This window comes from Streptomyces sp. R21, from assembly GCF_041051975.1.
Classification (GTDB): Bacteria; Actinomycetota; Actinomycetes; order Streptomycetales; family Streptomycetaceae; genus Streptomyces.
This window is the reverse complement of sequence record NZ_CP163435.1, coordinates 679,068-701,319: the sequence shown is the minus strand read 5'-3', so window position 1 is coordinate 701,319 and position 22,252 is coordinate 679,068. Positions and strand designations below refer to the sequence as shown.

At 69.5% G+C, this 22,252-nt stretch carries 17 protein-coding genes and 2 pseudogenes; 10 read left to right on the top strand and 9 right to left on the bottom strand.

Going from position 1 to position 22,252, the window contains the following annotated elements:
* Positions 1-179: 179 nt before the first annotated feature.
* The 6 genes from AB5J56_RS03360 (at position 180) to AB5J56_RS03335 (ending at position 7,955) form a co-directional block, all read left to right on the top strand.
* Positions 180-1,163, top strand: a complete 984-nt coding sequence (locus AB5J56_RS03360) for an aldo/keto reductase (protein ID WP_369229841.1) — start codon at positions 180-182, stop codon at positions 1,161-1,163.
* Between the two features lie 138 nt (positions 1,164-1,301).
* Complete coding sequence (locus tag AB5J56_RS03355) at positions 1,302-2,030, top strand: TetR/AcrR family transcriptional regulator (protein WP_369229839.1); 729 nt, start codon at positions 1,302-1,304, stop codon at positions 2,028-2,030.
* Between the two features lie 80 nt (positions 2,031-2,110).
* Positions 2,111-3,253, top strand: a complete 1,143-nt coding sequence (locus AB5J56_RS03350) for an FAD-dependent oxidoreductase (protein ID WP_369229837.1) — start codon at positions 2,111-2,113, stop codon at positions 3,251-3,253.
* A gap of 232 nt (positions 3,254-3,485) precedes the next feature.
* Complete coding sequence (gene tgmA / locus AB5J56_RS03345) at positions 3,486-3,677, top strand: putative ATP-grasp-modified RiPP (RefSeq protein WP_369229835.1); 192 nt, start codon at positions 3,486-3,488, stop codon at positions 3,675-3,677.
* Between the two features lie 15 nt (positions 3,678-3,692).
* Positions 3,693-4,649 (top strand): ATP-grasp ribosomal peptide maturase, encoded by a 957-nt coding sequence (gene tgmB / locus AB5J56_RS03340; RefSeq protein WP_369229833.1) that lies wholly within the window; start codon positions 3,693-3,695, stop codon positions 4,647-4,649.
* A 105-nt stretch (positions 4,650-4,754) separates the two neighbouring features.
* Positions 4,755-7,955 carry an amidohydrolase family protein gene (locus AB5J56_RS03335; RefSeq protein WP_369229831.1) on the top strand — a complete coding sequence of 1,067 codons (3,201 nt, stop codon included), beginning with the start codon at positions 4,755-4,757 and terminating at the stop codon, positions 7,953-7,955.
* Positions 7,956-7,997: 42 nt separating this feature from the next.
* Here the strand turns inward: AB5J56_RS03335 and AB5J56_RS03330 are convergent, their stop codons facing one another.
* The 3 genes from AB5J56_RS03330 to AB5J56_RS03320 all read right to left on the bottom strand — a co-directional run bounded on the left by AB5J56_RS03330 (position 7,998) and on the right by AB5J56_RS03320 (position 11,865).
* A complete protein-coding gene (locus AB5J56_RS03330) occupies positions 7,998-9,650 on the bottom strand; it encodes a serine/threonine-protein kinase (protein ID WP_369229829.1) in 1,653 nt (550 codons plus the stop codon).
* Between the two features lie 206 nt (positions 9,651-9,856).
* Positions 9,857-11,071: a 4-hydroxybenzoate 3-monooxygenase gene (locus AB5J56_RS03325; protein WP_369229827.1), complete on the bottom strand. Its 1,215-nt coding sequence runs from the start codon at positions 11,069-11,071 to the stop codon at positions 9,857-9,859.
* Between the two features lie 17 nt (positions 11,072-11,088).
* Positions 11,089-11,865 (bottom strand): polysaccharide lyase family 7 protein, encoded by a 777-nt coding sequence (locus tag AB5J56_RS03320; protein ID WP_369229825.1) that lies wholly within the window; start codon positions 11,863-11,865, stop codon positions 11,089-11,091.
* 460 nt (positions 11,866-12,325) lie between these two features.
* Here AB5J56_RS03320 and AB5J56_RS03315 point away from each other — a divergent pair, with 460 nt between their 5' ends.
* Positions 12,326-12,601 (top strand): hypothetical protein, encoded by a 276-nt coding sequence (locus tag AB5J56_RS03315; protein ID WP_369229823.1) that lies wholly within the window; start codon positions 12,326-12,328, stop codon positions 12,599-12,601.
* Between the two features lie 313 nt (positions 12,602-12,914).
* Here the strand turns inward: AB5J56_RS03315 and AB5J56_RS03310 are convergent, their stop codons facing one another.
* The gene (locus AB5J56_RS03310) at positions 12,915-13,253 is read right to left on the bottom strand and encodes a thioredoxin family protein (RefSeq protein ID WP_369229821.1); all 339 of its coding nucleotides are present in this window, start codon (positions 13,251-13,253) and stop codon (positions 12,915-12,917) included.
* Between the two features lie 314 nt (positions 13,254-13,567).
* A pseudogene (locus AB5J56_RS03305) lies at positions 13,568-13,802 on the bottom strand (helix-turn-helix domain-containing protein); the annotation flags it as partial.
* Positions 13,803-14,152: 350 nt separating this feature from the next.
* Here AB5J56_RS03305 and AB5J56_RS03300 point away from each other — a divergent pair.
* The gene (locus AB5J56_RS03300; RefSeq protein WP_369242333.1) at positions 14,153-16,168 is read left to right on the top strand and encodes a discoidin domain-containing protein; all 2,016 of its coding nucleotides are present in this window, start codon (positions 14,153-14,155) and stop codon (positions 16,166-16,168) included.
* 27 nt (positions 16,169-16,195) lie between these two features.
* Complete coding sequence (locus AB5J56_RS03295; protein ID WP_369229819.1) at positions 16,196-16,804, top strand: TetR/AcrR family transcriptional regulator; 609 nt, start codon at positions 16,196-16,198, stop codon at positions 16,802-16,804.
* 77 nt (positions 16,805-16,881) lie between these two features.
* On the opposite strand, the gene AB5J56_RS03290 is transcribed toward AB5J56_RS03295, so the two are convergent.
* Entirely contained in the window at positions 16,882-17,721 is an 840-nt protein-coding gene (locus tag AB5J56_RS03290) for a LysR family transcriptional regulator (RefSeq protein WP_369229817.1), read from the bottom strand.
* A gap of 105 nt (positions 17,722-17,826) precedes the next feature.
* On the opposite strand from AB5J56_RS03290, the pseudogene AB5J56_RS03285 reads away from it, so the two are divergent.
* A pseudogene (locus tag AB5J56_RS03285) lies at positions 17,827-18,360 on the top strand (SDR family NAD(P)-dependent oxidoreductase); the annotation flags it as partial.
* 222 nt (positions 18,361-18,582) lie between these two features.
* Here AB5J56_RS03285 and AB5J56_RS03280 read toward each other — a convergent pair.
* From AB5J56_RS03280 to AB5J56_RS03270, 3 genes are read right to left on the bottom strand one after another with little or no spacing between them, the layout of a single operon-like run.
* A complete protein-coding gene (locus AB5J56_RS03280) occupies positions 18,583-20,352 on the bottom strand; it encodes an RICIN domain-containing protein (protein ID WP_369229815.1) in 1,770 nt (589 codons plus the stop codon).
* 49 nt (positions 20,353-20,401) lie between these two features.
* Positions 20,402-21,223: a carbohydrate ABC transporter permease gene (locus AB5J56_RS03275; RefSeq protein ID WP_369229813.1), complete on the bottom strand. Its 822-nt coding sequence runs from the start codon at positions 21,221-21,223 to the stop codon at positions 20,402-20,404.
* Positions 21,220-22,206, bottom strand: coding sequence for a carbohydrate ABC transporter permease (locus tag AB5J56_RS03270; RefSeq protein WP_369229811.1), 987 nt, complete (start codon positions 22,204-22,206; stop codon positions 21,220-21,222). The genes AB5J56_RS03275 and AB5J56_RS03270 overlap by 4 nt, the downstream gene beginning before the upstream one ends.
* Between the last annotated feature and the right edge of the window lie 46 nt (positions 22,207-22,252).

Here is a 22,252-nt window from a genome sequence, read left to right as displayed (position 1 = left end):
CATTGCTTGAATCGTGGATCATCCGTTCACGCTAGGTGGCCGCTTGACATGCATGGACAGTCCGTCAAAACGATTCACCCGTCCGAGTGAACATGCTGTGGGGTACCTGTGCCCCAGGCATGGCGACGCACGGGCGACACGATGCCAGGCGCCGGGCCGGCGGATGCAAGACTGACGGCATGGATGAGCGCGGATTCGGCAGGTCAGGTCAGCAGGCGTCGGTGATCGGTCTCGGTACATGGCAACTCGGGGCCGACTGGGGCGACGTCAGCGATCAGGACGCCAAGGCGGTACTGGAGGCGGCGGCCGAGTCGGGGGTGACGTTCTTCGACACGGCCGACGTGTACGGCGACGGACGCAGCGAACAGACGATCGCCTCCTTCCTGAGCGGTCGGCCGGACCTGCACGTGATGGTGGCGACGAAGATGGGCCGCCGCGTCGAGCAGATCCCGCAGAACTACGTTCTCGACAACTTCCGTGCCTGGAACGACCGTTCACGCCGCAACCTCGGCATCGACCGCATCGACCTGGTGCAACTGCACTGCCCGCCCACCCCCGTGTACTCCTCGGACGAGGTCTTCGACGCCCTCGACACCCTGGTCGCGGAGGAGCGGATCGCGGCGTACGGCGTGAGCGTGGAGACGTGCGACGAGGCGCTGACGGCCATCGCCCGCCCGAACGTGGCGAGCGTGCAGATCATCCTCAACCCGTTCCGCATGAAGCCCCTGCGGCAGGTCCTCCCCGCGGCCAGGGAAGCGGGCGTCGCCGTCATCGCCCGTGTGCCGCTGGCCTCCGGTCTGCTCTCCGGCAAGTACACGAAGGACACGGTCTTCGCGGAGAACGACCACCGGACGTACAACCGCCACGGCGAGGCGTTCGACCAGGGGGAGACCTTCTCCGGCGTCGACTTCGCGACCGGTGTGGAGGCGGCGGCCGAGTTCTCCGCCCTCGCCGAGGACGGATGGACCCCGGCCCAGCTGGCGCTGCGCTGGATCGTCGAGCAACCCGGCGTGACCACCGTGATCCCGGGCGCCAGGTCGCCCGAGCAGGCGCGCGCGAACGCGGCGGCCGCACAGCTGCCGGAGCTGTCGCAGAAGGCCCTGGACGCGATCCAGGACCTCTACGACCGGCGGATCAAGGAGCAGGTGGAAGGCCGCTGGTAGCAGCGGGTGGCGCCGATGAGGGCGCTTCCCAGGGCAAGGGCGAATCGAACCGAGGTGAGCCTGCAGGCGCTCTCGACCGATTACGAACATGTTCGTTAGGAACTTGTTCGCCACGAACATGTTCGTTACCTTGGAAAGGTGACAGCACACTCCAGCCCCCGCCCGAGCCGCCGTGAACGACCGGCCAAACCCGCCCTGACCAGGGAGGGAATCATCGAGACCGCCGTCGCGCTCATGCGGGCCGAAGGTCTCCAGCGGGTCACCATGCGCCGCCTGGCGCAGGAGCTCGACACAGGCCCGGCCTCGCTCTATGTCTATGTGCGCAACACGGCCGAACTGCACGCGGCAGTCCTGGACCAGCTGCTCGGCGCCGTCGACCTCGCCCCGGCGCGGGCGGACGGCGACTGGCGCGACCGGCTCGTGCGCGTGCTCACCTCCTACACGAACGTGCTGTTCGAGCACCCCGGCCTCGCCCGCTCAGCCCTGGTGGCCCGCCCGTCGGGTCGGCGCTATCTGGACCTGCTCGAGGCGCTCCTGTCCCTGCTGGACGAGGGTGGCGTTCCCGCCGAGCGGGCGGCGTGGGCGGTCGACCTGCTGTTGCAGTTCGCCACCTCGACCGCGGCCGAACACGCCGTGGGGGAGAAGGACCCAACCGATGCCGGCCGCGAATGGAACGAGCTCGCCACGGCCTTGCGGACCGCTTCCGCCGCCACGCACCCGCACATCGCCGGGCTCGGCACCGAGCTGCTCTCCGGACCCGGCCACGCCCGCCTGACCTGGGGATTCCACGTCCTGATCAGCGGAGTGCAACACACCCCGAGGCCGGAGGCGGAAGCCCGCGAGGACGGCACCACCGAATCCCGCTAGCGCAGGTCTCCCGGGCCGGCCTCTCGGCCCGGCCCGGAGGCCCGCACACCAGAAAGCTTCTGATCCGAAAGGTGCACGCCATGACGACTCACCACCCCATAGCCGTGATCGGCGCCGGTCTCGGCGGCCTCACCCTCGCCCGCGTCCTGCACGTCAACGGCATCCGGGCCGCCGTGTTCGACCTCGACGCCTCACCCACCGCCCGCGCCCAGGGCGGCATGCTCGACATGCACGTGGAGTCAGGGCAGGCCGCGCTGCGGGCGGCCGGCCTGTTCGAGGAGTTCCGCGCGATCGTCCACGCAGGCGGCGAGGCCACCCGCATTCTCGACAGGGACGCCACCGTCCTGATGGAGCACGACGGCGGGGGCGGCGAGCGGCCCGAGGTCTCGCGCGGCGCGCTGCGCGACGTCCTGCTGCGATCCCTGCCGGAGGGCACCGTCCGCTGGGGCGCCAGGATGACGGGCGTACGCACGCTCGGCGACGGCCGTCACGAGGTGACGCTCGCCGACGGAGAGACCTTCACCGCCGACCTGCTGATCGGTGCCGACGGAGCCTGGTCGAAGGTGCGCCCGCTGGTGTCCGACGCCGTCCCGGTCTACTCCGGCCTGTCCATGGTCGAACTGCACCTGCTCGACGCCGACACCCGGCACCCCGAAGCAGCCGGTGTCGTCGGGGGTGGCATGCTGTTCGCGCTCGCGGACGAGAAGGGCTTGCTCGCCCACCGCGACACCGATGGTTCCCTGCACATCTACGCCGCCCTCAAGGTGCCGGCGGGCTGGGCCACTTCGGGCCCCATCGATGACACCGACGCGGCCAGGACGAGTCTCCTGGAGCACTTCGACGACTGGGACAAGCGGCTGCGCGCGCTCGTCTCCGAGGCAGACGGCGCCCTCGTCCCGCGGCCGATCCACGCCCTGCCCGTCGGACACCGCTGGGAACGTGTCCCCGGGGTGACCCTGCTCGGCGACGCCGCGCACCTGATGTCCCCGTTCGCCGGGGAGGGCGCCAACCTCGCCATGCTCGACGGCGCCGAACTCGCCACCGCGCTCGCCGCGCACCCGGACGACATCGAAGCGGCGCTCGCCGAGTACGAGTCGGCGCTCTTCCCACGCGGCGAGTCCGCGGCCGTCGACTCCGCGGACAGCCTCGACCTGTGCTTCGGCCCGGACGCGGCGCAGGCCCTGGCCGATCTGATGACCGGTCACCACGGCGCCACGGACTGACGGGAACTCTCCTGGGTACACGCGGCGTTGACGTCACGGAGAATCAAGCATTGGCCGAAGCTTTGGCCGGAACAAAGCCGATAGACAAGAAAGAACACCAGAAACCAGCAAGCCTGAAACGACTCGATGTGATGACCTTCACCCCGATCTGTCAGAAAGTGATGAATTGCTTACGGTCGTGACACGTATACGGGTGGGCGCAGAGCATCGTGAGACAACGGGAGGTTCCTTCGTGCGACCGTTCACCCTCAACTACGCCTTGCCTCAGGGGCAGTCGGCCGTACCTGTCCCGTACCACTACGACGTCTCGCTGCAACTGAACGTGCTGTCCGACGGCCGCCCGGCCGTCAGCGATCGCGCACTGCTCATGGCCGCCGGGACCACGACGTCCACCGCAGGCTCCCAGACCCACTTCGACGACTGACGGCCCCGCGCGCGCATGACCGTACTGATTCTCACGGCGGAGCAGGACGTCACCGCCGACATGGTGGTGGCCAAACTGCATGAGCGGGGCGTGCCCGTCGTGCGTCTGGACCCGGCCGACCTGCCCGGCAAGGCGGTGTTGTCCGCCGACTACGCGCACGGCGACTTCGACGGCTATCTGTCGGTCAACGGCCATGTGCTCAGCATGGGCGGCCTGCGGTCCGTCTGGCTGCGCCGGCCGGGCGAGCCGGCGGCCCACGCGCCGGAGCCCTCGCCATGGCTGACCGCCGAGACCGGGCAGGCGCTGTTCGGCATGCTCTACTCCGCCTCGACCCGGTGGATGAACCATCCCCGCCGTGCAGAGCAAGCCCGCCACAAGCCCTGGCAGTTGAGGGTCGCCCAGCGCAGCGGCTTCGCCATGCCGCCCACCGTCTTCACCACCTCTCCGAAGGTGGCCCAGCAGTTCGTGGAGGAGTACCGGGACGTGGTGGTGAAGTCGGCCTCGGGGCCACCGCCCGGTGACCCTCCGGTGGCCCTGCCGACCACTCTGATCGGCCCCGACGCGGACTTCTCCGGCGTCGCGGCCGGCCCGGCGCTGCTCCAGCAGTACATCCCCAAGCGCGCGGACATCCGGCTGACATGCATCGGCCCACGGATGTTCGCGGCCCGCAAGGCCGCCGGACCCGGGCAGGTGGACGGTCGCTTCGGTGACACGGGGCACCTCTGGGAGACCGCGGTGGTGCCCGACCGCATCGCCCGCTCGGTCCACGACTATCTGGCCCTGGCCGGACTCGCGTACGCCGCCTTCGACTTCGCGGAGGACGAGGACGGCGTGTGGTGGTTCCTGGAGGGCAACCAGGGAGGGCAGTTCGGCTTCGTCGAACTGGAGACCGGGCAACCCATCGCCGAAGAGGTCGCGCTCTGGCTGTCGCAACGGAGAGTCGACCGCCGTTCGCCGCAACTCCGGGCCTGACGGGCCGTCGGCGACCCGGCGCCGGCCGGACCGAGGCAGGTCCCACCCGTTTGGCGTGAAAGGGGTGTTGCTCACGGGCTTCGCGATGAGCAAGCGTGCTCTGTCATGGACCGTGACCGCAGCAGCACCGCTCCGTCCCTCCCGCTGTCCCTCTCCCGACGTCAACTGCTCGCCGCCGCAGGCGCCACGGGCGCCGCCGCCGCTCTCGGCACCGCACCGGCCGCGGCACGGACCCGCGCCGGGCTCTTCCTGACCTTCACCGAAGCCACCAACGGGGCGGCGACACTCTCACCGGGCGGCGACCGGCTGATCGCCGAGATCCAGAACGTCCTGTGGTCGCTGCCGCGCGCCGGAGGCACGGCCGTGCCCCTCACCCCGGCCGGCCTCGAACCCAACCGTCCCGTGCACGCCCCGCACGGTGAACTCATCGCGTTCTGCGCCTACCAGGGCGGCGGCTTCCACGTGTGGACCATGCGCCCCGACGGATCGGACGTACAGCAGCGCACCGACGGCCCGTGGGACGACCGCGGCCCGGCCTGGTCACCGGACGGCACCCGGCTCGCCTTCGCCTCCGAGCGCGGCGGCGACCCGGTGACCGGCAGCCCGTACCGCATTCACGTCCTGGACCTCGAAAGCGGTGAACTCACCCGCGTCACCGGGCTGTCCGGGCAGGACGGCCCCCTCCAGGACGGGCCCTGGGAGGATTTCGACCCCACCTGGTCACCGGACGGGCGACGGATCCTCTTCGTGCGCGCCAAGGCCGTCACCACACCGTTCGGGCTCGGCGTGGACGCCCGCACCGTCGCCGCCGTCCCGGCCGACGGCACCGGGCCGGTCGTCGTCGAGCACACCGAGACCGAGACGGCGCAGGTCATGACCCCGGCCCTGGCACCGGACGGCCGACGCCTCGCCTATCTGCGCACCACGGCGGCCCCGAACGGCGCCTGCACACTCGTCGTCGACGGCACACCCGTGCCGGTCACCGGAGACATCGCCCCCGTACCCCCACGCTGGACCGCGGACGGCCGGCTGCTGCTCACCGTGGACGGCCACTTCACCCTCGTACGGCCGCAGGAGCCGGCGGAGACGGAGACGGTCCCCTTCGAGGGGGCGCTGCCCGTGGACCGGCCCAGATACCGGGTCAAGGAGTACGACCTCGGGGAGGAGCGGGTGCGGCCGGTGCGCGGCATCCATCTGCCCGCGCTGTCCCCCGACGGCCGGCACATCGTGTTCGCCGCCCTCAACTCGCTGTGGCTCGCCGGAACTTCGGGCGGACGCCTGCCCGAGCGGCTGCGGCAGTCCGCGGTCACCCGCTATCTGCTCGCACCGGTGTGGGCGCGCGACGGACGCTCCCTGCTGTACGCCGACGACCGCGACGGCCTGCTCGGCGTGTACCGGCGTGATCTCGCCACGGGCGCGGAGACCCCGCTCGCCACGGGCGGCCGGGTCCATCCGGCGCTCTCACCCGACGGCACCCGGCTCGCCTGCCTGGACATGACCGGCCGGCTCGTCGTCCGCGAGCTGGCGACCGGCGAGGAACGCGTCCTCGTCACACCCCTCGGCGGAGGCGGACTGCCCGGCCGGCCGAGCTGGTCGCCCGACGGCCGCTACCTCGCCCTGTGCGACCGCGGGCGCCTCAACCTCCGCTTCCGGGAGGGCTACAACCTCATCCGGATCGTCGACACCACGACCGGAACCGACCGACTGCACGCCGTCGCGCCCCATGTCTGCCTCGCCGACCGCTACGACTCCGGGCCCGTCTGGTCGCCCGACGGACGCTGGATGGCCGTCGTCGTGGAATCCGCGCTCTGCCTGCTGCCCGTCGCACCCGACGGCACCCCGCGCGGCGCGCTGCGCACCCTCACCAGCGAACCGGCCGACCACCCCACCTGGTCCGGGGACGCGAAGACACTGCTGTACCTGTCGGCCGGCCGGCTCCGGCTGATCGGCGTCGACGGCGGCGCCGCCCGCACCGTACGCGTGCCGCTGGACCAGCGCAGGCCTGCCCCCGTCGACACCGTGGTGCATGCCGGACGACTGTGGGACGGCACCGGCGAAACGGTGCGCGACGACGTCGACATCGTCGTCCGTGCCGGACGGATCACCGCCGTCGAGCCGCACCGCGCCGGCGGCCGCGGCGCGCTGCGGAAGGTCGACGCCTCGCAGCGGACCGTCGTTCCGGGGCTGTGGGACACGCACACCCACCCGTGGCAGAGCACCTACGGCGGGCGCCAGACCGTCGGCCAGCTCACCTACGGCATCACCACCGCAGTCTCCCTGGGCGGCTTCGCCTACGAACAGGCCCGCATCCGGGAGGCGGTGGCCACCGGCCAACTCGCGGGACCACGCCTGCTGACGACCGGCGAGCTGCTCGACGGCTCCCGCGTCGCGTACAGCATGGGGCGAGCCCATCGCACCGAGGAGGGGCTGCGGCGCACCCTCGAACGCGGCGCCGCCCTCGACTGGGACTTCGTGAAAACCTATGTGCGGGCGCCGAGTTGGGTGATGGAAGAGGCGGCACGGTTCGCACACGAGCGCCTCGGCGTGCGCTCGGGCGGCCACCTCCTGTCCCCGGGCGTCCAGGTCGGCCAGGACCTGACGACCCATCTGCAGGCCACCCAGCGCGCCGAGTTCGGACACGCCGTGACGGCGTCGGGGCACGCGTACGACGACGTCCTGGAGATCTACAGCGCGCGGGGCGTGAACTTCGCGCTCATCGCCACACCGTTCACCTCCGCACCGCTGCTCGGCGCGGACCCCGCACTCGCCGACGACCCCCGCGTCACCGTGGTGATGCCGCCGTGGGACACTGCCGCCGTACGACAGTCTGCCGGGGCGGCGCCCACTCCGGCCCAACTGGCCACCCTGCGCACGGAGACCGACATCTACCGGCGCGTGCTGGCCGAGGGCGGCATCGTCGCCCTCGGCACGGACCAGCCGCTCGTCCCGGTCGGCCTCTCGCTGCACCTGGGCCTGCGCGCCCTGCACCGCGGCGGACTGTCACCGGCCGCCGCGCTGCGCACCGCGACCGTGCTCCCTGCCCGGCTGTTCGGCCTGGACCGGCACCTCGGCACCGTACAGCCGGGTCGGCTCGCCGACCTGACGATCGTCGACGGCGACCCGTTCGAGGACTTCGACACGTTGGTGCGGACGGTGTCCGTACTGCGAGGCGGGCACCCTTACGAGACACAGGAGTTGGTGGCCGCGTTCGAGCCGTCGGCGCGGCGCGCGACCGCGGCACACGACGACTGGCTCGACGTGGGGCGGCTGATGCGGCAGGACGGCTGCTGCGACGCCCGGACCTGAGGCCATTCGCTGGCCGGATTCAGAAGCCGCCGAGACCGTCCGCTACTTCCCTTGGAAGGACCCGAGGAAGACATCCAGCGCCTGCTGGTTCGCGGAAGAGTTCCAGACATCGGCCGGAGTGGTCCAGCGCAGCGAGTAGCCCCGGTGGTCGCCGAGGAGGAATCCGCGGCCGAACGTGCGCTCCTGGACCCCGTCGGACTCGAAGAGCCACTCCATGTCGGCGCCCTTGTGGCCGCGGTAGTCCACGGCACGGATGTCGCCGATGCGTTCGTAGCCGGTGGACTCGCTGCGCAGCGAGGGTTCCAGGGCCTGCCAGATGGCGACGGGGTCCGGGCCGAGCTGTTCGCTGTAGGTGACGGCCAGCGTGCGTGCGTCGCCGGCCGCGCCGAAGGTGACGCGGTAGGAGGGGCTGGACGATCCGTGGATCCGCAGGGGCTTCCAGCCTTCGGGGAGGGCGATGGAGAAACCCTGGGGCGCGTCGTACTGGTGGAAGCCGGACGGCAGGCCCGTTCCGGCGGAGGGTTTGGGGGCGGCGCTGGTCGGCGAGGGCGAGGGCGATGGCGAAGGGGAGTGAGGTGTCGGTGATGCCGGTGCGGGCGCCGCGCTCCCGCCGCTGGGGGTGGGGGTCGCGCTGTTGGAGGTGGGGGAGGAGGGCGAGGCAGCGGGGCCGGACGCCGAGGAGGAGCGGTCGAGCAGTCCGCCCGCCGCGGTGACGGCGGCGAAGCAGGCGCCGGTGACGGCCAGGGTCACGCCTATTATCGCGGGTCGACTGATCGTCCGCCCACTGCCCTGCCGTCCCGAACGGCGCGTCTCGGCGTAGGTGTCCAGCACGAGCGGCACAGCGGCGGTCGGTGCCGAACCGTCGGCATGGGTGCCCGTGTCGGCTTCGTCGCGGAGGATGCGGGTGAGGGCCGCACGCACGATCGGCTCCGGCACCCGCTCCAGAGGATCCCTGCGCAGCAGCCCCTGAATGGCGGGCCCGAGTGGTCCGGCGTTCAGCAGAGGTCGCAGCGGAAGCCGGTCCACGGCGCGCAGCGTGGCCGACAGCCGCCCGCGGTCCCGGAAGAGCGGACGGCCCTCGACCATGGCGTAGAGAAGCGCCCCGAGGGTCCACAGGTCCGACGCTGGCCCGGTGCCCTCACCACGCGCCTGCTCGGGGGAGGCGTACGACGGTGCGGTGACGCGGGGCGAGGACGTGGCACCCAGCAGCCCGAACCCGCTCACCGTGACGCCGCCCCGTTCCTGGACGTACACCTGACCGGGGCTCAGATCGCCGTGCGTCACTCCTTCACGGTGGGCGGCCTCCAGGACGTCGAGCACGCCGAGCCCGAGGCGGGCCACGCGGCCGGGATCCATGGGACCGTGCCGCAACAGCTCGACCAGGGGGGTGCCTTCGGGCCGCTCCGTGACCGTCCACAGGACACCGTTGTCATGGACGACGTCGACGACCGTGGCGACCCGGCCGGGGCAGACGGCGCCGAGGAGTTCGGACTCGCGCAGGATCCGTGCGGAGGTGCGGTGCGCCGTCTCCTCCCGCCCGTCGTCCGGGAGCCGCGACCGGGTCACCGCGACGGGCTGCCCGATCTCGACGTCCTGGCCGTGCCAGCCGGGGCGCCCCGCTTCCTGGTGGACGACCTCCAACAGCCGGTATCTTCCGGCAACCGACTCTTCCGTGGAGACTTGCACCTTCACCATGGTCATCCCTCGCTGCGCACCGGCCCATGCCTTTCCCGGAAGTACGGCGGAGGTGACGTTGAGTGTTCAAAGAAATGCGAATCCGGCGCCTGTTTTTCCTGCAACCGCGTTGAAATCGCGCATACTTGCGAAAATCGGGGCGTGTGCGTGAGGGTTGGTGTCCGTTCTCCGCGTGGCTCGGCGGCGCGAACCGAGCCGGACATCGCTCAGCCGGTGAAGCCCTTTCCGATGTACGACTCGGCGAAGGCGGACGCCGCGCCCGGCGCGTCGAGAAGCCGCCGCAGCCGGGCGGTGGCGGACCCCGCCCGGAAGGGATCGCCCGACGAGGGGCCGTGCAGCAACTCCGCGAACCACTGCGAGAATTCCTGGTACTCCCACACCCGCCGCAGACAGGCCGCCGAGTAGCCGCGCAGGCCTGTGTCGTCGCCCGCGCGGTACGCCACCAGCGCGTCCGCGAGCAACAGGGCGTCGTGCACGGCCAGGTTCATGCCCTTCGCCGCGATGGGCGCCACCAAGTGCGCGGAGTCGCCCGCCAGATACAGCCGCCCGTACACCATCGGCTCGACCACGTAGTTGTGCATGCCGAGCACCCGCTTCTCGATCAGCCGGCCCTCGGACAGCGGCGGGGCGCCGTCCACTGACAGACGGGCGTGGAGCTCCCACCACACTCGGTCGTGCGGCCAGTTCTGCGGATCGTCGCCGGGTGGACACTCGAGGTAGTAGCGGGTGACCTCGGGGCTGCGGGCCATGTGGGCGCCGAATCCGCGCGGGTGGATGCCGAAGACGACGCAGTCGGACGACGGCGGCGCCTCGGCCAGCAGGGCCAGCCAGCCGACCCCGTAGTCGTGGCGGGCGATGCTGCCCCCGCCCGGCGTCACATAGGTGCGGGTCACGCCCCGGGCGCCGTCGCATCCGGCGATGAACGCGCAGGCGATACGCCGGTGTTCACCCGACTCCGGATCGGTGTACGACACCGAGGGCCGGTCGGTGCCGATGTCGTGCAGCCGCACATCGCGTACGCCGAAGCGGATGTCGCCACCCTTCACGTCCGCGTACTCGCGCACCAGGTCGGTCACCAACAGCGGCTGCGGATAGACGAAATGGCGGTCACCGGAGAGCTTGGCGTACGGGAACCGGTGGCGCGCCCCGTCGAACCGGAACTCGCACGCGTGGTGAGCCTGCGCGCGCTCGACGAGCCGGTCGGCCAGTCCGCGCTGTCGGAGTGCCCGTACGGCCCATTCCTCGATGAACCCCGCACGGGGCCGCTGCTCGATGAACGTCCTGCTCTCGGTCTCCAGGACCACGCAGTCGACGGAGGCGTCCCGCAGGATGTTGGCGAGGGTGAGCCCGGCCGGTCCGGCACCGACGATGACAACGGGGATCTGCTCTGCCGATATGGGGGTGGGTGTGGGGGAGGTCATCCCGGCATTATGGTCTGTCAGCCATGCGAGACGTTCAGCCCGTAGAAGGCGACCCGTGCGCCCTTCGTGGTGCTGTCGGAGGACGACTGGTTGTAGGAGCCGGCCTTGAAGTACTGCTTGTACGGGAAGAAGGACGACGGAATCGGGTAGTGCGTGGTGCTGCCGTTGACGGTCAGGTCGACGGTGTTGCCGCCGGAGACGGCGATGGCGTAGGTCCATGTCTTGCCGACCGACACGTGTCCCACCGTGTGCAGGGTCTGGCCGCCCGCCGGAGAGTTCTCGGTGCCGAGGACGATGTCACCGCTGGAGCGGTAGTACAGCTCCACCAGCGGCTTGGTCGACGAGCCGCCGGAGCCCAGGTGGATCTGACCGACACACACGTTGGACGTCACCGAGACCACGCGCAGTGTTGCACTCAGCCGGTGGCTCCCGCTCAGCGACCAGTCGGCCGCGCTGCCGCTGCGGTTCATCTCCCGCAACTCGGAGCGGGCGTAGTTGGAGTTCGGGGTGGTGACGCCCTTCTCGGGGGCCCAGAACGTCATGGCTCCGTCTCGGGTGTCGGTGTAGAAGTACGCGTCCTGGTAGCCGTTCGCTCCCTGAAGGCGGGCGGAGGAGATGGTGGTCGGCGAGCCGGGGGAGCCCACGGGTTCCTGCAACTGCCAGACGGACAGGTCGAAGTTGCCGCCGGGCGCGACGTTCGGATCGGCCGCGCCTGCGCTGGAGGTGCCGAGGAGGGTCACCGCGGCGACTATGCCTGCGACGGTGGCTGCGCTGAATGCCCTGGAACGGATCATGTTGACGTCCTTCGGGTGTGGGGGAGAGGGAAGTGGAATTCACATGAATGAACTCTGAGTTCACTTATGAACCCCACTTCTGTGCGGTGACGTTAAAGGTCTGAACCAATCGCGTCAAGAGGTCTGACGCCGACGTCAATCTCCGTATTCAGGTGGCCCGTTGCCCGACCGAGTGAGGCCCACATGACCAGCGGTCCTCCCGCGCGCGTGACCGGACAGGGCCTTCTCCTGCGGGGGAGCGGACGGACGAAGACCTGGCGGCCATGACAGCGCTGGGGCGGCTGGAGTACGTGCTGAAACGGGGTCTCTGGGACGTGGGCGTCCCGAAGGAGTGGGACCCGACAGATGCAATTGGCACGGGGCGCCCCGTACGGCTGACCGGGCTGGCATGGAACGTTGGGTCACGTGCGCGTTGTGATGAACAATGACCACTGATCACCAAGTTGCAGGGGAGCCGGAGATGGCAGTCGACATGGAACAGTTCCGCCGGGACGGGCATCGGATCGAGAAGTGGTCGGTCGGGTGGATGGTCCTGTCGCTGGCGATGTGGGCATGGTTCGGCTACCGGCTGCTGAAGAACAACGACCAGGGATTCGGCAGGCACGCCGAAGACACCCACGCACTGGTGGGCATACTCGCGCTCGCGGTCATTCCGACGATCATCGCGGCAACGACCACCGCCTACGCGCAGGTCATGTTCCGCCTGGCACGCCAAGCCAAGTCGGCGGTCGGGTAAGGCGATTCCGGCTTTCCATCCAGCGGGACCCTGTCGAGTTCGGCCTCGACAGGCCGACCGTCGGCGCCTCGGTAAGCCGCCCGAACCGTCCGACTATCTGCCGCGTCCGTGATGCCTGGCGCACTGCCCATCGAACTGTCATATGGCGATACGAGGACACCGTCCGCCTTCAGGCCCGATCCGGCCGGGATGTCACGGCCGTGTGGATGGATCTCGCCCTCGCGGGGCTCACCATGCTCCCGCCAGGCACCGTCCTCGACGGCGTTATGTGACCTGTGAAGGTGTCTCAGCCGCCACGTGCCGCAGCGGCCGTTCAGAGGTGGCCGTCCAGGAACTTCCGTATCTCGGCGATGGTCATGGGCCCCGTGGCGCGCGCCACCGCCTCTCCCTCCTTCAGCAGGACGTAGGACGGGGCTCCGGTGATCCCGTATCGCTCGGTTGCGGCCGGACAGCGCGTGATGTCGGTGCGGACGGCTGTCAGGCGGCCCGTGTACTCGTCGGCGATGCCACCCACGACGAGGTCCATCGCCCGGCAGGGCTCGATTGCCTTGGGCCATGTCCCGGTGAAGTATGCGAGGACCGGGACTCCGCTCATCCCGAGGATGAAATCGAACTCGGCGTCCTCACGGGGTTGGTGAACCCGCTTCGCCATGGACGCTCCTGACCTCGCGTTCCGTCATTCCGTCCCCATCATCCCTCGTGCGGTGTGCCTGGCCGGCCCGGTCGGTCGTCCGGCCGGCCTGTCGGAAGGGAGGCACGAGGCCGTCGCATAACCACGGTGGTCCCCGGCACGAGCGACCCGGCCTCCTGCCCCTGGTGAACCGGCCTGGCCGCCCGCCGGTCACCCAGCTGCAGCCCGCCGCGCGCCCGTGGGTCAGCTCGTGCCAGGACGGCGCCCCCGGGGGGCTTCCCGAGGCACGATTCCTGGACCGCTCGCGGACTGGTCGTGGACGGTCGAAGTACACGTCAGCTGACCCGAAGACCGACCGCCAGCGTCAGTTCAAGGACCCGGTGTGGCGATGCGAGATCCGGAAACAGCTCCCGCAGCTGCGGCATGCGGTACCGGACTGGCTGGGGGGTGGACGAACAACGCCGCCGCCACCTCGTTCCGCCTGCCCTGGTGCAGCAGCCACGCCCGCAACGTCTCCTCCGGCCGCCGTGCGGTCGCGACAGGCAAGGTCCGCAACGGTGCGAAGGCTCGGGGAATCCCGCGATGGCCGTTCCATGTCCCGGCCACCGAGCAGCCAGCCGCGCAGGACCAGAGCGGAGGGACAAGAGCGAAGCTAGGGGCCCCAGGGCATGGACTCTGCGGCGGGCGAGGAGGGAGCGCAGCCTGGCACACCTCGCCGCGGTCAGAGCTGGCCTCCTTCGCGCTATCAGGTCAAGCGTCCCGGACTCTTGACTCGGAAGATGTCCGCGTCGATCCTCGTCCCATAACTTGCGCGGTTCATGACAATCAAATGGGTCAGCCGACCGCGCCATCCCGCCGACCGAGGGACGTGGGCCGTGACACCGAATCGACGCTCGTACCGCAGACGCAAGAACGTCACCATGGTGTCGCTGCTTCTTCTCTTCCTGTCCGTGGTCCTCGGCCCCACGCCGAGTTCCGCGGCCGGCAACGACTGGTGGATCCCGGCCGCGCGCCCGGCCCCGGACGCCCAGATCAACGTCACCGGGGAGCCGTTCACCGGCACCGACTCCGCAGGCGACGTGCGCGGGTTCGTCGACGCGCACAACCACCTGTTCTCGAACGAGGCCTTCGGGGGGCGGCTGATCTGCGGCAAGGTGTTCTCCGAGGCCGGGGTCGCCGACGCGCTCAAGGACTGTCCCGAGCACTACCCCGACGGCACTCTCGCGATCTTCGACTACATCACCCACGGCGGCGATGGCAGGCACGACCCGGTCGGCTGGCCGACGTTCAAGGACTGGCCCGCGTACGACTCCATGACCCATCAGGCGAACTACTACGCCTGGGTGGAGCGGGCCTGGCGCGGCGGACAGCGGGTGCTGGTCAACGACCTGGTCACCAACGGCATGATCTGCTCGGTCTACCCCTTCAAGGACCGCAGCTGCGACGAGATGACGTCGATCCGGCTGCAGGCGAAGCTCACGTATGAACTCCAGGCCTACATCGACAAGATGTACGGCGGAACCGGAAAGGGCTGGTTCCGGATCGTCACCGACACCGCGCAGGCCCGTGAGGTGATCAAGGAAGGCAAGCTGGCCGTCATCCTCGGCGTCGAGACCTCCGAGCCGTTCGGCTGCAAGCAGATCCTGGACATCCCGCAGTGCAGCAAGGCCGACATCGACAAGGGACTGGACGAGCTCTACGCCCTCGGCGTGCGCTCCATGTTCCTGTGCCACAAGTTCGACAACGCGCTGTGCGGCGTCCGCTTCGACTCGGGCGGCCTCGGAACGGCCATCAACGTCGGCCAGTTCCTGTCGACCGGCACCTTCTGGCAGACCGAGAAGTGCACCGGCCCCCAGCACGACAACCCCATCGGCACCGCCTCTTCCGCGGCGGAGAAGGACCTGCCGGCGGGCGTGGACGTTCCCTCGTACGACAGTGATGCTCAATGCAACAAGCGCGGGCTCACCGACCTCGGTGAGTACGCCGTGCGCGGCATGATGAAACGCAAGATGATGCTGGAGATCGACCACATGGGCGTCAAGGCGGTCGGCCAGACACTGGACATCCTCGAGGCCGCGTCCTACCCCGGCGTGCTCTCCTCGCACAGCTGGATGGACCTGAACTGGACGGAGCGCGTCTACTCTCTCGGCGGCTTCGTCGCCCAGTACATGCACGGCTCCGAGGGGTTCGCCGCGGAGGCCAAGCGGACGGACGCGCTGCGCGACAAATACCACGTGGGCTACGGCTACGGCACCGACTTCAACGGCATCGGCGACCACCCCGCCCCGCGCGGCGCCGACGCCGCCAACAAGGTCACGTATCCCTTCAAGAGTGCCGACGGCGGCTCGGTCATCGACAAACAGACCACCGGTGATCGCACCTTCGACTTCAACACGGACGGTGCCGCACACGTCGGCATGATCCCCGACTGGATCGAGGACATCCGGCTCGTCGGCGGCCAGGACGTGGTGAATGACCTGATGCGGGGCGCCGAGTCCTATCTCGACACCTGGGGAGCGACCGAGCGACACCAGGCATCGGTGAACCTCGCCAAGGGCGCGACGGCCACCGCCAGTTCGTCCGAGTGGAACCCGTTCACCAGCTACCAGCCGGGCCGGGCCGCCGACGGCGACGACGGCACCCGCTGGGCCAGCGACTGGAGCGACGACCAGTGGTGGCAGGTCGACCTGGGCGCCACCAACCTCGTCAGCCGGGTCACAATGGACTGGGAGCGCGCGTACGGCACGGCGTACCGCATCGAACTCTCCACCGACGGCACCAACTGGCAGACCGTCTGGTCCACCACGTCCGGCGACGGCGGTCTGGACACTGCCCGTTTCACCGGCACACCCGCCCGCTACGTCCGGGTCCACGGCCTCGACCGAGGCACCGACTGGGGATACTCGCTCTACGAAGTGGGCGTCCACAGCGCCTGAGGTCCGTCACCACACCCGAGGACACACATGGCACGCATGCCGTCGGCCGAGCGGCGCAGACAGCTGACGGAAGCGGCGATCAGGGCGATGGCCCGGGACGGCGTCGCCAAGACGACGACCCGGTCCATCGCCGCTGAGGCGGGCGTGTCGCTCAGCGTCTTCCACTACTGCTTCGACTCCAAGCAGGCCTTGGTCGAGGCCGTCATCACGACCCTCACCGACCACTCGCTGAGCGTGGTGAAGGAAGTCCTGCGTCCCAGAGCCACGCTCGTCGAGACCGTCCGGGCCGGTTTCCAGGCGTACTGGAACCATGTCCGTAGCCATCCCGACGAGCACATGCTCACCTACGAACTCACCCAGTACGCCCTGCGCGAGCCGGGTTTCGAGCACCTGGCCCGACGGCAGTACGAGTTGTACGGCGCCGCCTACGCCGAGCTCATCGACCAGCTGTGCCGGACCATGAACCATCAACTCGCCGTCCCCGCCTCGGTGTTGGCTCGCTACCTGGCGGCTATGACCGATGGGCTGACCCTCAACTACCTCGTGCTCGGCGACGAATCCGCATGGAGCGATATCCTCGACACGGTGACCACCCACATCGCCGGCTTGGTCCACGAGGGCGTCAGCCGGGCCTAGTACTCCAGTCGATCACGGTAGGGGGTTTGGCACCCACGATTCACACCAGTCCTCTGGCTGCCCGCTCTTGCCGTTGGCTAGAGGCGTGTCGCGGTGCGGACCAGGTCGGCGACGGCTTTGGATCTGCTGTGTGGTGGCCAGGCGATGACGGTCGTGACAGTCGGTGCGTCCGGCACCGGCACCGTTGCATGATCGTCGCGCAGGTGGGTTCGGAGGGACTCGGGCACGACCGCGCAGGCCCGTCCGAGCGCGATCAGCTGGAACAGCTGGGTGTGGTCGCGCACTTGCGGGCCAAGTCCGTCGGGATAGCCCCCGCCCCGTCGAGGCCAGCGCGGCAGGGGCAGGTCCGTCAGGGTGGTGACCTCGGCTATCGACATATGGGGTCGGTTGGCCAGGGGGTGCCCGGCGGGCAGGACCACGACCTGCTGTTCGGTGTGCAGGTCCTCGGTGTCGAGTCCGGACGTCGTGTCGAAGGGCCGCTGGAGCAGAGCAACGTCGGCACGCCCGTCGCGCAGCAGCCTTTCCTGCTCGCCGGGCCCGCACAGCATCACCTCGACGGCGACCGCGCCGGGCTCGGCGGCGTAGGCGTCCAGCAGCTTCGACAACAGTTCGCTGGACGCTCCGGCTTTCGTGGCCAGCACCACACCGGGCGATTCGGCAGCTGCGCGGCGGGTGCGGCGCTCGGCGGCTTCGACCGCGTCGAGTGCGGCCCGGGCCTCCAGCAGAAGCACCGACCCGGCCTCGGTCAAGGTGACTGTGCGAGCAGTGCGGTGCAGCAGAACGACTCCGAGCCGCCGCTCGAGCTGCTGGATCGCCCGCGACAGCGGTGGTTGCGCCATGGCGAGCCGCTGCGCCGCCCGCCCGAAGTGCAACTCCTCCGCGACGGCGACGAAGTATCGCAACTCTCGCGTCTCCACCGCGTCATCGTATCCGGCGCTCACCACGACCGATATCCGTGCGGTATCGCCGCCCACCCAGTCGGTCTTGGACGTCCCACCCGAGTCCGCACCACGATTGATGACATGAGTGAACAGACGATCGCGCTGGTGACCGGTGCGAACAAAGGAATCGGATACGAGATCGCGGCGGGCCTGGGCGCCCTCGGCTGGCGAGTCGGCGTGGGCGCGCGGGATCAACAGCGCCGCGACACCGCGGTGGAGAAGCTGCGCGCGGCCGGGACCGATGCGTTCGGCGTTCCGCTCGACGTGGCAGACGACGCAAGTGTGGCCGCCGCGGCCGAGCTGGTCGCCGACCGCGTCGGAGGGCTCGACGTCCTGGTCAACAACGCCGCGATCACTGGTGGTATGCCGCAGACGCCCACCACGGTCGATCCCGCGACCGTACGAGTCGTCGTGGAAACCAACGTGATCGGGGTCGTGCGCGTCACCAACGCGATGCTGCCCATGCTGCGCGGCTCGGCATCGCCGCGGATCGTGAACATGTCCAGCAGCGTCGGCTCGCTCACCCTGCAGACCACGCCCGGCATCGGCATGGGCCCGGTTCCCGCTGCGTACTTGGCGTCCAAGACCTTCCTCAACGCCGTCACCGTCCAATATCGATGACGGTGGAACAGTGCCCTGGTGACAGGCTCACCGGCCCCTAGTAGTCCAGCTGATGTTCGTTGCTGGTGTGGTGGGAGGGGCTAGCGAGACGGGACGGCCACCGCTATGGAGCAGTGACACGCAGGCCGACGCTCGGGATGCCAACGCAACTGAGGCCCGGGAGCGTGATAGCTCCCGGGCCTCGGACTCACTGAGCAGTGTGTGACTTCGGTGCTGTCACCGAGATGTCAGCGTCCAGAGATGGTCCGCCGTGCCGTTGTCGGTCCACTGGAGGACCTGGGCGCCGGGGGAGGTGCTCATGTCGGTGACGCCGAGGAGGAGGCCGCTGTTGTAGTTGGCGATCTTGTAGGAGCCGCTGCCTGCGGGGATGAGCTGCCACAGGTGGTCGGCGGTGCCGTTGTCGCCCCAGATCAGGGCGGTGCCGCCGTCGCCGGTTCCGGCGTTGGTGATGCCGAGCAGCAGTCCGCTCTTCTGGTTGACGATCTTGTAGAGGCCGGAACCCGCGGACGTCAGGGTCCAGTTCTGGTCCGTGCCGGTGGTCGACGTCGACTGGACGACGGCAGTGCCCTGGGCCGTACCGGCGTTCTGGGTGTCCAGGGCGAGGCCGCTGTTCTTGTTGGTGATCTGGTAGCGCCCGGCCAGCGAGGTCGAGGTGCCGCTGGGGGTGACGACCAGGTGGTAGCCGTCGGAGGCGTTCATGGCGACGGGGACCGTGATGGAGCCGTTCGAGACCGTGTAGTCGGACTCGGAGATCGTGAACGGGTTGGCGACGGCCGTGGTCCGGCCCTTCGACGGCGTGTACTCCAGCTTGACGTGCACCTTGCTGCCGAAGGCGGACAGGGAGCCAAGTCCGTTGACCGTCACGGCGGTCGAGCCGGTCCCGCCGCCGAAGATGACGCTGATCTGCTTGCCGTCGCCGCTGAGCGAGGCCGCGCCGTCGATCCCCGTCTGCGCCGGAGGCGTGGTCGTGACCATGTTGCCGGACATGTCGCCGTACCACTTGTACAGCCAGTAGGAGCCGTTGGGCGATCCGCCTGTGTCGGTCAACGTGTCGCCGAGGGTGCCGTAGTGGTTCCAGAAGGCGAGTTCGGCGTCGCGGACGCCGGTGCGCTCGAACTTGGCGACGTAGCCGATGAGGGAGCCGGGCACGCCTATCTCGGTGGGTGTGGCGTACTCCTCGATGGAGATCGGCCGCGGGCTGATGCCGAGGCTGCTCTCCAGGGAGCGGTAGGCGGAGACATGGGCGGCGATGTCCTTGCTGCCGCCGAGCTCGTGCCAGGCGATGACGTCGGGCACGGTGCCGCTGGCCTTGGCGTCCGTGAGGAACGTGCTCATCGAGTTCTGGTTCCACGACGAGTAACTGGGGCCCTGGATGGGCGTGGAGGTGTCCTTCGCGCGCACCTCCTTGAACGTGCGCGCCCAACCCGCGTCGAAGGCGCCGGCGTTGGTGGTGTCCCATGTCCAGTCGGGCTCGTTCCACAGCTCATAGGCGCTGATGTTGCCGGCGCCGGAGGACTTGACCGAGGCGACCTGTGTGTCGACGGCGGACAGCCAGTCGCTCCAACTCACCCACTTGTACGGGAAGTTCGGATACCAGTCGGGCATCCGGACGACGACCTTCGCGCCGGCCCTGGCGGCCTTTGAGGCGACGACCAGCGAGTCGCCCGCGGGCTTCGGCTCACCGTTGGGCAACTGCTTGCCGCCGGGGGCCATCTGCACGAAGGTGTTCGGCTTCAGCGCCTGCGTGAGGCTGTCGGACGGGGTGCTCGCGTCCGCCAGGCCGTAGAGGCTGCCCGTGGCGACATGTGTGACGGACCGCAGGGTCTGGTTGGCGTTGACGACCAGCGTCGTGGACGCGGTGGGGGCGGCCTGGGCGGGCGCGCCGGTGAGAGCGGTCGTGACGGTGGTCAGCGAGGCTGCCAGTGCCACGGCGCCGACGCGGCCGAGCGGTCGCCGTGGGCGGGGTCTCGTGACGGAGGAGGACATGGGTGCGGCTCCCGGTAGGGGTGGGTGGGGGAAGGGTGGCGCTGTGCTGTCAGTCCTTGACCGCGCCCGCGGTGACGCCGGCGGCGACATAGCGCTGGGCGAGGACGAGGAGCGCGGCTGCGGGCACGGACACGACGACGGCGGTGGCCATGATCGCGTTCCACTCCTGGTTGTTGTTGCCGATGTAGTGGTAGATGCCGAGGGTGATCGGGCGCATGTCGCCGCCGCTGTCGAGGGTGTTGGCGAAGACGAAGTCGGACCAGGCCCACAGGAAGCTGAAGAGCGAGACGGTGACCACGGCGTTGCGGCTCACCGGAAGTACCACGGACCAGAAGGTGCGCCAGGTGCTCGCCCCGTCGATCCGGGCGGCGGCGGTCAATTCGTTCGGGATGCCGGACATGAACGCCGTGAAGATCATGACGCCGAACGGCACGGCGATGGTGGAATCGGCGATGATCAGGCCCCACCAGGCGTTGAGCAGGCCGAGGTTGAGGAAGATGCCGTAGAAGCCCATCGCCATCACGATGCCGGGGACCATCTGCGCGATCAGCAGGACCAGGCCGAGTGCGCCGCTCCCGCGCGGCCGCAGCTTGGCCAGCGAGTAGCCGGCCGGCGCGGCGAGGACGAGGGTGACCGCGACCGTACCGAGACCGATGAGCAGACTCGTCCCGAGGTACGGCATCTGGTCGTCGAGCACGGCCCGGTAGCCCTCGAACGTGGGGTGCAGCGGGAACAGGTCGGGAGGCGACTTGCGCATCTTCTGCTGCGGGGTCAGGGACACGTTCAGCATCCAGTACACCGGGAACAGCATCAGCGCGGTCAGCAGCACCCCAATGGCGGTGTAACGGCGGGTACCCGTACGGGACTTCACGCTTCCTGCCTCCTCTGGACGCGGATGTAGAGCAGGCCGAAGACCAGGGCGATGAGGATGAGGATGTTGCCGACGGCCGCTCCCGGGCCGAACTTGGGCAGCAGCGTGCCGAACCCGAGCTGGTACGACCAGGTCGCCAGCGTCGCAGACGAGTCGCCCGGACCGCCCTTGGTCATGATCCAGATCAGGTCGAACACCTTGAGCGTGTACACCAGGCCCAGCAGCAGCGTGATCGCCGACACCGGCCGCAGCAGCGGGAAGGTGATCCGCCGGAACTGCTGCCAGCCGCTCGCCCCGTCCAGCGACGCGGCCTCGTACAGCTCCCCGGGGATGTTCTGCAGCCCGCTGTAGAGGATGACGAGGTTGAACGGGATGCCGATCCAGATGTTGGCGAGGATGACCGACGTCAGCGCCCAGTGCGGCGAGGTGAGCCAGTCGACCGGCGCCACCCCCACGAAGTGCAGGGCGTAATTGACCACGCCGGACTCGCCGTTGAGCATCCACGACCAGGTCGACGCCGACACGATCAGCGGCAGCAGCCAGGGGATGAGGAACAGAGCCCGCAGCGTGGGCGCCAGTCGGAAGTGCCGGTTGAAGAAGACCGCCAGCGCCAGCCCGGCCGCGTACTGGAACGCGATCGACACGAAGGTGAACACCATCGTGTTGCGCAGCGCCGGCGAGAAGGTCGGATCGTTGAGCACCCGGGAGAAGTTGTCCCAGCCGGAGAACGGCGCATCGCCCGCGACGAAGGACCGGACCGTGTAGTTGCGCAGGCTCAGATCGAGGTTGCGGTAGAGCGGATAGGCGTAGAAGGCGGCGAGATAGGCGACGAGCGGGGCGACGAAGGCCAGCGCGGTCAGCCGGTTCCCGCGGCGCCGGCGGCGGGCCGTCAGGCCGTGCCGGGCGTCGGCGTCCCGCGCGGCGGCCGTGCCGGATGCCGCGGTCGGCGACCGTTTCGCGCGGTCGACTCGGGCGATGGTCATGCGAACTCCTGGATACGAAAGACACGGTCCTGGACGCGGCTCGGGC